General features: G+C 75.4%; 7 protein-coding genes. All 7 read right to left on the bottom strand.

The annotated features are described in order from the left end of the window. Positions 1-3: 3 nt before the first annotated feature. The 7 genes from ABD296_RS25045 to ABD296_RS25015 are packed head-to-tail and all read right to left on the bottom strand — an operon-like array spanning position 4 to position 12,357. Positions 4-1,329 (bottom strand): cation:proton antiporter, encoded by a 1,326-nt coding sequence (locus ABD296_RS25045; RefSeq protein WP_344271686.1) that lies wholly within the window; start codon positions 1,327-1,329, stop codon positions 4-6. A 43-nt stretch (positions 1,330-1,372) separates the two neighbouring features. Beyond that, positions 1,373-7,306 carry an amino acid adenylation domain-containing protein gene (locus ABD296_RS25040; RefSeq protein ID WP_344271683.1) on the bottom strand — a complete coding sequence of 1,978 codons (5,934 nt, stop codon included), beginning with the start codon at positions 7,304-7,306 and terminating at the stop codon, positions 1,373-1,375. Further along, on the bottom strand, positions 7,299-8,069 hold the full coding sequence (locus tag ABD296_RS25035) for a thioesterase II family protein (RefSeq protein ID WP_344271681.1): 771 nt from the start codon (positions 8,067-8,069) through the stop codon (positions 7,299-7,301). The genes ABD296_RS25040 and ABD296_RS25035 overlap by 8 nt, the downstream gene beginning before the upstream one ends. Positions 8,070-8,072: 3 nt before the next feature. After that, positions 8,073-9,044: a TauD/TfdA family dioxygenase gene (locus tag ABD296_RS25030; RefSeq protein WP_344271679.1), complete on the bottom strand. Its 972-nt coding sequence runs from the start codon at positions 9,042-9,044 to the stop codon at positions 8,073-8,075. A 39-nt stretch (positions 9,045-9,083) separates the two neighbouring features. After that, complete coding sequence (locus tag ABD296_RS25025; protein WP_344271676.1) at positions 9,084-10,025, bottom strand: TauD/TfdA family dioxygenase; 942 nt, start codon at positions 10,023-10,025, stop codon at positions 9,084-9,086. A gap of 53 nt (positions 10,026-10,078) precedes the next feature. Beyond that, positions 10,079-11,425 (bottom strand): MFS transporter, encoded by a 1,347-nt coding sequence (locus ABD296_RS25020; protein ID WP_344271673.1) that lies wholly within the window; start codon positions 11,423-11,425, stop codon positions 10,079-10,081. Next, positions 11,422-12,357 carry an ornithine carbamoyltransferase gene (locus tag ABD296_RS25015; RefSeq protein ID WP_344271670.1) on the bottom strand — a complete coding sequence of 312 codons (936 nt, stop codon included), beginning with the start codon at positions 12,355-12,357 and terminating at the stop codon, positions 11,422-11,424. Before ABD296_RS25015 ends, ABD296_RS25020 begins: the two co-directional genes overlap by 4 nt. Positions 12,358-12,390 lie beyond the last annotated feature (33 nt).

Here is a 12,390-nt window from a genome sequence, read left to right as displayed (position 1 = left end):
TCCTCACCCGACCCGCTCTCCGGTCCCGGGTCCGAGGAGGTCGATCTCGCGGAGCCGCTCCTCCGCGGTGTGCTCGACGCGCCCCATGGCGAGCCGCAGGATCGGCGGCGCCATGAGCGAGGTCGCGACCGCGACGAGGATCACGATCGTGAACGTCTCGGCGCTCAGCACGCCGAGGCTGAGCCCGGCCATCGCGACGACCACCTCGATGACGCCGCGGGCGTTCATGCCGGCGCCGAGCGCGAGCGCCTCCCAGCGGCCGAGCCGCCCCAGCCGCGCCCCGAGGTAGGCTCCGCCGAACTTGCCGAGCACCGCGACCAGCAGCACCGCCGTCCCGGTGGCCAGCACCTGCGGCCGCGCCAGCGCGGTGAGGTCGACCCGCAGACCGACGGTGGCGAAGAACACCGGGGCCAGCACGCCGAGCACCACCGTCCGCAGCGGCGCCAGCGCGGCGGGCCCGACCGCGCCGCAGGTGCCGATGACGATGCCCATGACGAACGACCCGAAGATCGCCTCAAGCCCCATCGCCTGGGTCGCCGCCGCCCCGCCGAGCATCAGCGCGGTGGCCGCCGCGACGGTCACGCCGGGCCCGGCCGCGGCGGCCCGGCCCATGACCCACCGCACGAGCGGCCGGCCGGGCAGCGCGGCGAACGCCACGACCGCGGCGAGGTAGAGCAGGGAGAGCCCGAGCCGGCCGCCGTCCAGATGCGACACCGCCAGCGCGGAGACGATCGACAGCAACAGCCAGCCGACGATGTCGTCCACGATCCCGGCGGCCAGGGTGAGCTGCCCGATGTTGCGGTGCAGCAGGTTCATGTCGGTCAGCGTCTTGGCGATGACCGGGATGGCGCTCACGCACATGGCCACGCCCAGGAACAGCGCGAAGACCGTCCGGTCGGCGGTCGCGGGCAGCAGCGAGCCCGGGACGAGGTATCCGGTGCCGATGCCGAGCGCGAGCGGGACGGCCAGGCCGGTGACGCTGATCTGCACGGCGGTGCGCCCGCGCCGCCGCACCATGCCGAGGTCCAGCCGGCCGCCGGTGATGCCGACCAGGAGCAGCACGCCGATCTGGCCGAACGCGTCCAGCATGTGCATCTGCTCGGGCCGCTGCGGCAGCAGCCAGCCGGACAGGTCCGGGGCCAGGTGGCCGAGCAGCGACGGGCCGAGCAGCAGGCCGACCAGCAGTTCCCCGACGAGCGCGGGCATGCCGACCCGGGCCGCGCCGCGGCCGAGCAGCAGCGCGAGCCCGAGCAGGAGGAAGACCTGGAGCAGGAAGACCAGGAGCTGGTGCGGGGGCACCGGAGGGACGGGACTGGCGGCGAGAGGCATGGAGGTCTCCACAGAGCGGCCGATCGGGAGGGACGCCGGGCACCTACTGTCCGTAACCACCCCACTCGACCAGGAGGCGCCGCCGCTCCTGCGGGGTGAGCACGTCGACCTCCCGCACCGGGCGGTCCGGCTCGGCGGCGACGGCCTCCAGCAGGCGGGTCAGCCGCGCCATCAGCCGCTCGATCTCCGGCCGTCCGAACGCGTCGGAGCGGTAGCCCAGCCACAGCCGGAGCCGGGGGCCGGGGATCGCGATGAGGCGCAGCGGGTAGTGGGTGCCCTCGTCGACCTCCAGGCCGGCGAGCCGCACCTCGCGCAGCGGCGTGTCCAGGGCCGCGACGTCGAGCGGGTAGTTGACGCACACCATCGTGCTGTCGAACCGCGCGCCCTCGCCCGCCCGCCGCTGGATCTCGGCGAGCCCGAGATGGTGGTGCGGGATGAGGCGGACCTGCTCGTCCTGCAGGCGGGTCAGGAACCCGCGCACGGTCTCCCCGTCGCGCGGCGCGACGCGGACCGGCACCAGGTTGGTGAACAGCCCGACCATCCGCTCGATCCCGGGCAGCTCGGGCGGGCGGCCGGACACCGAGCCGCCGAACACCACGTCGTCGCGGCCGGTCGCGTGCGAGAGCAGCAGCCCCCAGGCGCCCTGGACGACGGTGTTGAGGGTGAGTCCGCTGCGGCGCGCCCAGGCGGTCAGCCGCTCGGTGGAGTCCTCGGCCAGGCCGTCCTGGACCTGCTCCTGGGGCGCGGACGGCAGGTCCTCGACGGCGGGGGCGACGAGCGTGGGCCCGGCGAGGCCCTCCAGCGCCTGCGTCCACGCGTCCCGCGCGGCGCGCTCGTCCTGGGCGGCGAGCCATTCCAGGTACCGGCCGTAACGGGTCACGCGGGGCAGGCCGGTGTCGTCGCCGTCCTGCTCGTACAGCGTGAACAGCTCCTCCAGCAGGACCGGGGTGGACCAGCCGTCCCACAGGATGTGGTGGATGGTGAGCACGAGCCGGTACCGCTCGGGCGCCAGTTTGAGCAGCAGGAACCGCAGCAGCGGGGGGCGCGCCATGTCGAAGCGGCGGACCCGCTCCTGCCCGGCCAGCCGGAGCGCCTCGTCCGCCGCGGCGGCCTCGCCCAGCGCGGTGAGGTCGACGTCGGTCCAGGGCGGCGCCATCGCGCCGCACAGCACCTGGACGGGGCGCGGCAGCCCGTCGTGGCGGAAGGCCGCGCGCAGGTTCACGTGCCGGGCGAGGACGGCCCCGGCGGCCCGCCGCAGCGCCGCCGCGTCGAGCGGGCCGTCGAGATCGAACCGCAGCTGGGCGGTGTAGACGTCCACCTCGCGCTCGGTGATGAGGGCGTGGGACAGCAGCCCCTCCTGCATCGGCGCCAGCGGCAGGACGTCCACCAGCCCGGGATGCGCGGCTTCGAGCTCCTCGATCTGGGCCTGGTCCAGGCCGGTCGCGGGCAGGTCGGACGGCGTCCGCCCGCCGCCGCCGTGCACGGCCAGACCGCGCAGCGCCGCCTCCCACAGGTCGGCGAGCCCGGCCACCTCGTCCTCCCCGAGCAGGCCCGGGGCCCAGGTCACGGTGGCCTCAAGTTCGGGGCCTTCCGTGTCCGGCCGGTCGTGGGCGATGACGTCGAACGCGAGGACGTGGGTGAGCGGCATCCGCGGATCGGCGCCGCCCGCCACCGCCACGGGACTCCAGTCGCCGTCCCGCGCGAGGTCGAAGCGGCCGAGGTAGTTGAACGCGATCTGCGGCGCGTTGTACTTGGCGAGGCGGGGGCCGGTGTCGGCGTTGAGGTGGCGCAGCAGGCCGTAGCCCAGGCCGTGGTCGGGTGCGGCGCGCATCTGCTCCTTGACCCGCTTCAGCGCCGCTCCGGCGCCGGGGCCTCCCGCGACGACCTCGTCCCAGGCGACGCCGCCGGGGTCGAGGTGCACCGGGTGGTTGCTGGTGAACCAGCCGACCGTGCGGGACAGGTCCGCGCCGGGCACCACGCCCTCCTCCCGGCCGTGGCCCTCCACCTCCAGCAGCACGCCAGGAGAGCCGGCGCGCCCGCGCCATTCGCGGATCGCCAGCGCCAGGGCGGTCAGCAGCACGTCCGCCGTCCCCGCCCGGTACGCCGCGGGGACGACCGCCAGCAGCGGCGCGCTCACCTCGGCGGGCAGGCGCAGCCGGAGCCGTCCGGCGTCGCCGGCGCGGTCGGCGGCCTGGTCGAGCGGCCGGGCGGCGAGCGGCGGGTCCGGCCGGTCCAGGACGCGCGTCCAGTGGTCCAGCTCGTCCGCGCGGCCGGGCGCCGCGGCGGCCTCGGTCAATCGGCGCGCCCAGCGCCGCAGCGAGGTCGGGACCGGCGGCGGTTCGCCGCCGTCGAACGCCGTGGCCAGGTCGGGCAGCAGGATCCGCCAGGAGACCCCGTCGACGGCCAGATGGTGGACGAGCAGCAGGAGCCGTCCGGGCTCCCGGGGGCCCGCGTCGAACCACACGGCCTGGAGCATCACGCCCTCGCGCGGGACGAGGCGGTCCCGCGCGGCGAGCGACTCCGCGGCGATGACCGCGTCGGTCTCCTCGCCGGTCAGCCCGGCGACGTCGACGCGCATGAGGGGGACGGCGGCGCCCGGTCCGGACGGCGGCCGGACCGCCGGTCCCCCGTCCGGGCCCAGTTCCAGGCGGAGCGCGTCGTGGTGATCGACCAGGGTCCGCAGCGCCGCCGCGAGCCTCTCGCGGCCGAGCCCCGCGGGCGCGCGGACCAGGACCGACTGGTGGAACCCGTCGATCTCGTCCGCCGTCTCCAGCAGCCACCGCACGACCGGGGTGGGCGGGACGGGCCCGAGGCGCTCCTCCGGCGGCTCGGCCTCCGCGGCGTCACCCGTGCGGGCGGCCGCCGCGAGGGCCGCGGCGGTCCGGTGCTCGAACACCTCCCGCGAGGAGATCCGCAGCCCGGCGGCGTGGGCCCGCGACACCAGCTGCAGCGCCACGATGCTGTCCCCGCCGAGGTCGAAGAACGAGTCCTCGGCCCCGACCGCCTCCAGGCCGAGCACCTCGGCGAACAGCCCGCACAGCAGCCGTTCGGCGGGCGTGCGCGGCGCCCGGCCGGGCGCCGGCGCGGCGAAGTCGGGCTTCGGCAGGGCCCGCCGGTCCACCTTGCCGTTGGGCGTGAGGGGCAGCTCGTCGAGGACGACGACGGCGGCGGGGACCATGAAGTCCGGCAGCGCGCGGGCGGCGAACTCGCGCAGCTCCGCGGGCCGCACGTCCCGCCCCGGCTCGGGCACGGCGTAGGCGGCCAGCCGCTTGTCGCCCGGCCGGTCCTCCCGGGCCACGACGGCGGCGGCGCGGACGGCGGGATGCCCGGTCAGCACCGTCTCGATCTCGCTCGGCTCGATCCGGAACCCGCGGACCTTGACCTGGTCGTCGGTGCGGCCCAGGTACTCCAGGCTCCCGTCGGGCCGCCAGCGCACCAGGTCGCCGGTCCGGTACATGCGCCCGCCGGGCGCCCCGAACGGGCAGGGCAGGAAGCGGTCCGCGGTCAGCGCGGGCTTGCGCAGGTAGCCGCGGGCCAGGCCGTCCCCGGTGATGTACAGCTCCCCCGGCACGCCCGGCGGCAGCAGCCGCAGGCCCGGGTCCAGCACGTACACCCGCGTGTTGGAGACGGGGCGGCCGATCGGGGGCCGCTCGCGGCCGGTGAGCGGGTCGCTCGCGGTCGCGGCGACCGTGGTCTCGGTCGGGCCGTACACGTTGATCATCCGGCGTCCGGCGGCCCAGCGCGCCACCACCTCCGGCTCGGCGACCTCGCCGCCGGTGGCCAGCGTCACCAGGCCGGGCAGGTCCGGTTCGGGCAGCGCCGCCAGCACCACCGGCGGCAGCGCCGCGTGCGTGATCCGCTGATCGGCGAGCCGCCGCAGCAGCGCCTCGCCGAGCGGCGGCCGGCCGGCCGGCGCGAGCACGAGGGTCGCGCCGGACAGCAGCGCGGGCCAGATGTCGGCGATCGAGGCGTCGAAGCTCGGGGAGACCAGCTGCAGCATCCGGGAGCCGGGGCCGACCCCGAACCGCTCGATGTGGTCGGCGGCGATGTTCACCACTCCGGCGTGCGTGGCCACCACGCCCTTGGGCAGGCCGGTCGAGCCCGACGTGTAGATCACGTAGGCCGGGTGGGCGGGGCCGGATCCGGCGGCGGCCCGGCGCGGTCCGGCCGGTACCTGGCCCGGTGCGAACGAGCGCACCCGGGCGTGGGCGTCCAGGTCGACGCGCGCGGGTCCCGGGACGGGCGGCGCCGCCGCGCCGGCCCCGGTGATCACGCAGATCGGGGCGGAGTCCTCCAGCATGTGGCGGATCCGCTCCACCGGGTAGTCCGGGTCGACCGGCAGGTATCCGCCGCCCGCCTTCAGGACGGCCAGCATCGCCACGACGAACTCCGGCGACCTGGGCAGCACCAGGGCCGCGAACCGCTCCGGGCCCACGCCGGCGGCGCGCAGCTCGGACGCCAGCGCGGACGACCGGGCGTCGAGCTCGGCATAGCTCAGCGCCGCGCCGTCGGACTCCAGTGCGACCGCGTCGGGCGTCGCGGCGGCCTGCGCGGCGAACCTCCCGTCCAGGGTCCCGTCGCGGCCGGCCGAGCGGCCGGAGTCGTTCCAGCGGTGCAGCAGGGTGTCCCGCTCGGACGGCGTCAGCAGGTCGATCCCGCCGACCGGGCCCTCCGGGTCCGCCAGCGCATTGTCGAGGAAGCGGGGGAACCGGTCCCGGTGGTCGGCGACGTCGTCTTCGCCGTAGAAGTCCGGGTTGGCGTCGAACGCGAGCGCCGCGCCCGCGCCCTCGGCCCCCTCGTACACGCCCACCGTCAGGTCGATCGCCGGGCCCGAGGACAGGTTGTGCGCGGTCGCCCGCGCCGTCCCGAAGGCCAGGTCGCGCGGGAAGGACAGGATGTTGACCATCGCGCCGAGGAAGCCCCGGTCGTCCCCGGTGAGCCCGAGGTCGCGGCAGAGGTCCTCGTGCCGGTACCGCTGGTGGGCCAGTGCCGCGCCGAACTCCGCCGCGACGGCCGGCAGCAGCCCGGCCAGGCCCGCGTGCGGCGGGACCTCGATCCGCAGCGGGACGGTGTTGGCCAGCATCCCGGGCGTGCGGCGGGCGGACGGCGACGTGCGCGCGGTCACCGGCAGGCCGAGGACGACCTCGCGGCGTCCGGTCATCCTCGCCAGGTAGGCCGCCACGGCGGCGACGAAGACCACGGGCCAGCCCGTGCGCGCGTCCCGGGCCACCGCCCGCAGCCGGGCGGTCGTCCCGGCGGGCAGCGAGGCGGTGCGCCGCAGCCCCGGCCGGGCGCCGCGCCCGCCCGCCTCGCCGGCGCCGCGGATCAGGCGGGTCGGCGCGGGCATGTCGGCGAAGCGCTCCGTCCAGTACGCGCGGTCGCGGACGAAGTCGTCGGAGGCGCGGTAGGCGGTCTCCTCCTCGACCAGGCCGCGCAGCGTCCCGAAGCCCGCCGGCGCCGGTTCCTCGCCGCGCTCCAGCGCCGAGTAGACCGCCGCGAGCCGCCGCGGGACCAGCGAGTAGCCGAAGCCGTCAGCCAGGACGTGGTGGTAGCGGTGGTAGAAGCTGTAGCGGTCGCCTGCCCGCTTGAGCAGGGCGAACGCGCAGAGCGGCCCGGCGGCCAGGTCGACCGGCCGGTCCATGTCCGCCCGCATCCAGGCCAGCGCCGCCGCGTCCGGGTCGGCCTTCCCGGTGAGGTCGGCGTACCGCAGGTCGGGGCCGTCCTCGCCGTCCGCGGGTCCGAGGACCTGCCAGAGCCCGTCGCTCTCCTCGATCGAGCGGACCCGCAGGACGTCGGCCTCAGCGCGCAGCCGCCGCCACGCCGCCTCCATTAGCGCCCGGTCCACCGGCCCGTCGATCTCCAGGTACTCGCCCACGACGTAGCGGCGGGCGGACGGGTCGCGCTGGTGCGCCAGCCACACGCCGGTCTGCGCGGCCGACAGCCGCAGCCGCTCGCCGGACCCGCGGGGCTCAGCCATGGCGCGCCTCCACCCGGCCGGAGCCGTCCAGGTCGCCGTCCAGCCTCTCCAGCAGAAGTGCCACCAGTTCCCCCGGAACTTCCTCGTTGTAGAAATGGCCGCCGGGCAGGGACCGCGCCTCGAACCCGGCGACGGTGTGCGCCGCCCACCGCCGCGCGTCCGCGGCGGTGAAGGCCGGGTCGTTCTCGCCCGAGATGGCCGTGATCGGGCAGGTCAGCGGGGCGCCCGGGGTGTAGCGGTACTCGTCGGCCATCAGGAAGTCGTTGCGCAGCATCGGCAACGTGAGCCTCCACAGCTCCTCGTCCTGCAGCGGGACGGCGCCCGAGCCGCCGAGCCGGCGGACGAACGCCCGGACCTCGTCGTCGTCGAACTCCAGCCCCGTGGGCTCGCAGGCGTCGGGCGCCTTGCGCGCCGAGGCGAACAGGTGCACCAGCGGCGACGGGTAGCGCGGCCGGACGCGGCGGGCCACCTCGAACGCCGCGATGGCGCCCATGCTGTGCCCGAAGAGCGCCGCCGGCCGGTCCAGGATCGCCATGACGTCCTCGGTGATCGCGTCGGCCATCGCGGTCAGGTCCCGGACGAGCGGTTCGCCGTAGCGGTCCTGCCGGCCGGGGTACTGCACGGCGACGACCTCGACCTGCGGCGGCAGGAGGCCGGGCCAGTCGCGGAAGGCCGAGGCCGCCCCGCCCGCGTTGGGGAAGCAGATCAGCCGCAGCCGCGCCGCGGGCCGCGGGCGGAAGGTGCGGAGCCAGCCGGGGCCCACAGGTCAGGCTCTCCCTACCGGATCGGACGACGCCGGATCGGACGACTCGGCCATGGCGACGGCGATGCTGCGCGGGCCGGTGAACGGCTCGCGGCCGTGCGAGGTGAGCATGTTGTCGATGACCAGCACGTCGTCCTGCCGCCAGTCCTCGCGGACGAGGTTGTCCCGGTAGCACTCGCGCAGGTGGTCCATGACGTCGTCGGGGATCCGGCCGCCGTCGCCGTAGTAGGTGTTGGTCGGCAGCCCGTCCTCGCCGAGGATCGCCAGCAGTCCTTCCTGCACGTCCTTGGGCAGCGTCGTGTAGTGGAAGAACGTCGCGTGGTTGAACCACACGGTCTCGCCGGTCTCGGGGTGGACGTGCGCGGCCTTGCGGACGGCCCGGGTGCGCAGGCCGTCGGTGCCGCGCCACTCGAACTCCAGGCCGCGGCGCCGGCAGTACTCCTCGACCTCGGCCCGGTCCCCGGTGTTGAACGTGTCGCGCCACGTCACGCCGAACCGCTCGTGGAAGTTGCGGACCAGCATCCAGCCGCGCCGGGCGAACTCCTCGCGCACCGCGGGGTCGATGGACGCGTGGACGCGGCGCGAGTCGGCCAGCGGGGTGGCGCCCTGCGTCTCGGGCGGGCGGTCGCAGTAGAAGTACAGGAACCTCGGCCAGGTGACCTGGTAGGAGCTCTCGTTGTGCAGGAAGATCTCCTCGTCCGGCGGGTAGTCGGTCGAGGTGTAGACATGCCCCTTGATGGTCGAGCGGGGCGAGGACCGCTCGGCGTACTTCAGCGGCGGCTCGCCCGACAGGGCGCGCACGACGGCCTCGAAGCCCTCGACCCCGCCGATGGGGAAGCCCCGCAGCAGGATCGCGCCGTGCTCGGACAGCAGCGCGCGCAGCCGCGGCCGGTGGGCCGCGATGTGGTCGGTGGCGTCCGCGCCGCCCGGCTCGGCCTGCACGGGGTACGGGAGCACCCGCCCTTGATCGGTCATCGGTGTCGAGGTCCTTTGCTCGTTCCGCGCCCGGCGCGGTCAGTCCGACATCGCGACGAGCACCCGGCGCGGCCCGGTGAAGGGGCGGCGGCCGTGCCCGACGAGGACGTTGTCGATCAGCAGGAGGTCGCCGGCCCGCCAGCCGACGTCCACCGCGGCCGCGAGGCCCCGGTCGCGCACCTGGACGACGTGCTCGGGCGGGATCGGCGAGCCGTCGGCGTAGGTCACCGACTGCGGCAGGTCCGCCGCCGGCATGATCTTGGCGAGCGCGGCGGCCGTCTCGTCGCCGAGCCCGGCGGCGTGCCACTGGTCGGCCTGGTTGAACCACACCTCGTCGCCGGTGACCGGGTGCTCGACGGTGGCGGGGCGCAGCTGGCTCACCCGCAGCCCGCCGTCCGGCCGCCACTCCCACTCGGCCCCCGACTCCTTCAGGTAGGCCTCGACGTCCGCGCGGTCCCCGGTCTCGAAGGTGTCCTGCCAGCTCTTGCCGAGCCCGAGGCCGTCGTGCAGGTTCTGGTTGTAGCGCACGCCCGCGGCGAAGGCGTCCCGCACCTCCGCGTCCAGCGCCTCCAGCCAGCGGGTCCCGTCGACGACGGGGGTGGCGCCGCCGGTCTCCGGCGCCCGCTCGCAGTAGAACGCCAGCCGGGCCGGCCACCGGTGCGCGTACGACATCTCGTTGTGCATCGAGATGGTGTACTTCGGCGGGTACTCGGTCGAGGTGTAGACGTTCTTGCCGACCTTCGTGCGCGGCGAGTTCCCGTGCACGTACGCCAGCCGGTTGGGGAGCAGCAGGTCCAGGACCGGGTCCAGCTCGCCGGGGCCGATGCCGAAGCCGCGGAAGACCAGTGCCTTCTCGCGCGTGAGGAGGCCCTCTAGGTCGGCGAGCCCGCGCAGGTGGCGGGCCAGCCCGTCCGGCGTCGCCTCGGCTCCGGCGCCCGCCGGGTCGATCTCCAGTGGCGCCCACTGCGGGCCGTTGCCCATCTGCCTCTCCCTCGTCGTCCGCGGGGTCGTGATCTCCAGGGTGCGCCGGGCCCCTATATTTCTTCGCTATCCCGTCTACCGGCGCCGGGCTCGGGTTCGGGCGCGGGCTCGGGTTCGGGCGCGGGGCCGTCCGCCTCACCGGTGAGGCGGATCTCGTTGCCGCTGCGGATCGCCGGGCTCACGGCCGCCCCGAGCGTGATGAGGAGCATCACGACGCCGACGCCCGCGAGCGTCGGGGTGGAGCCGAAGCCGCTGAGCAGGAAGCCCGCCCCCATGACCCCGAACGAGTTCGCGCCCGAGGTGACCAGGAGGATGACGCTGCTGATCCGGCCCTGCATCCCGTCCGGGGTGATCTGCACCTGGTAGACCCCGGCGGTCACGTTCATCACCGCGCCGCAGAACGTCATCCCGGCGAACAGCGCGCCGAGCGCGAACACGTTCGCGGTCAGCGCGACCGCCGGCATCAGCAGGGTCCACGCCGCGAACGACAGGATGATCACGGTCGCCAGCGGCAGCCTCTTCACCCACCACGAGCCCGACAGCGCGCCGAGCACCCCGCCGACGCCCGACACGACGCTGATGACGCCGACCGCCGCCGGCGAGCCGCCGCTGTCCTTGATGATGACCACCAGCGCCAGGCTCATCACCTGGAAGAGGATGTTGGTGGCGGCGACCAGGACGACGGCCGCGCGCAGGAACCGCTGCCGCAGCAGCCAACCGATGCCCTCGCGGATCTCGGCCTTCAGGCGCCGAGGCTCGTCGCTCCGCCCGGTCTGGAAGTCGCGCTTGATCAGCAGCAGCATGACCAGCGCCAGCGCGTGGCCGATCGCGGTGGCGACGAACGGCGACCACCGGACCAGCGCGAACAGCGAACTGCCCGTGGGCCCGCCGACCAGCCCGAAGGCCCGCCCGCGCGCCTCGTTCTGCGCCAGGGCGGCGGGCAGGTGCTTGGGGTGGACGACGTTGCGCACGGCGGCGCGCTCGGCCAGCCGGTAGAAGATCGTCGCGCCGCCCTCGACGAACGCGGCGGCCATCAGGTGCGGCAACCAGACGTGCCCGAACAGCAGGGCGACGCCGACGCTGCCCATGGCCGCGAACCCGGCCACGTCGCACCAGATCATCAGCCGCCGCCGGTCCCAGCGGTCCACCAGCACGCCCGCGGGCAGCTGCACCAGCAGCGTGGGCAGCAGCGCCGCGAAGCCCACCAGGCCGGCGCCGATCGTCGAGCCGCCCTGCCAGATCATCACCAGCGGGTAGGCCACGACGCTCAGCCGCCCGCCGAGCATGGACAGCCCCGCGCCGAACCACAGCATGAGGAAGTCGCGGTTGCGGCGCAGCGGAGCGGACGGCTCGCCGCGCGGCTCGTCGGGCGCGGCGACCTCCTCGACGACGCCGCTCACGCGATGTCCCCGCGGCACCACTCCAGCACGGCCATGGCGCTGTACAGCTTGTTGGCGGCCTGTTCGAAGGCGATGCTGTCCGGGCCGTCCAGGACCCCGGGCGTCACCTCCTCGCCGCGGTGGGCGGGCAGATCGTGCATGAAGGCCGCCTTCGGGCTGTGCGCCCAGAGCTTCTCGGTGACCTGGAACGGGCCGAAGGCCGTCCGCCAGTCCGGATCCTTCTTGGTGGTGCCGGTGGTCTGCCAGCGCGTCGTGTAGATCACGTCCACGTCGTCGGGCGGGGCGTGCATGGTGTGCAGTTCGGTGATGCGGGCGCCGCGCCGCGCGGCGTGCCCGCCGGCCGCGGCCAGCACGTCGGGCGCGAGCCCGTAGCCGGGCGGCGTGCGCAGCTCCAGCTCGACGCCGCGGAAGCGGCTCAGTGCCAGCGACAGCGCGGCGGCGGTGCTGTTGCCCTCCCCCACGTAGAGGATCCGCAGCCCCTCCACGTCGCCGAACCGCAGGCGCAGCGTGGCCAGGTCGGCGAGCGCCTGGGTGGGGTGCTCGGTCCCGCTCATCGCGTTCACCACCGACATGCGGTCCTGCGCCGCCCAGCCGCGCAGCTCCGCGACCGCCCCGCCGGTCCTGGCGACGATCAGGTCCAGCATCCCGGCCAGGACCCGCCCGGTGTCGGCGGACGTCTCCCCGGTGCCGGTCTGCAGGTCGCCGGGGCCGAGCGCCAGCACGTGCGCGCCGAGCCGCAGCGCGCCGACGGAGAAGGCGGCCCGGGTCCGGGTCGAGGTCATCCGGAAGTGCATCCCGGCGACCTGCCCGTCCAGGGGCCGCGGCGGATCCGCCTCGCCCCGGGACAGGGCCGCCCCGCGGTCGACGAGGGCGCGCAGATCCGCGTCGCTCACATCGTCGATCGACAGCAGATGTCGGGCAGGACGTCGCATGGTGGACCACTCCAGGGGTGCCGGCGGGGACCG

Origin of the sequence: Actinomadura napierensis (assembly GCF_039529375.1) — a bacterium.
Lineage (GTDB): Bacteria > Actinomycetota > Actinomycetes > Streptosporangiales > Streptosporangiaceae > Spirillospora > Spirillospora napierensis.
Note: the sequence above shows the minus strand (reverse complement) of the source record. Positions and strands in the feature narration are given on the sequence as shown.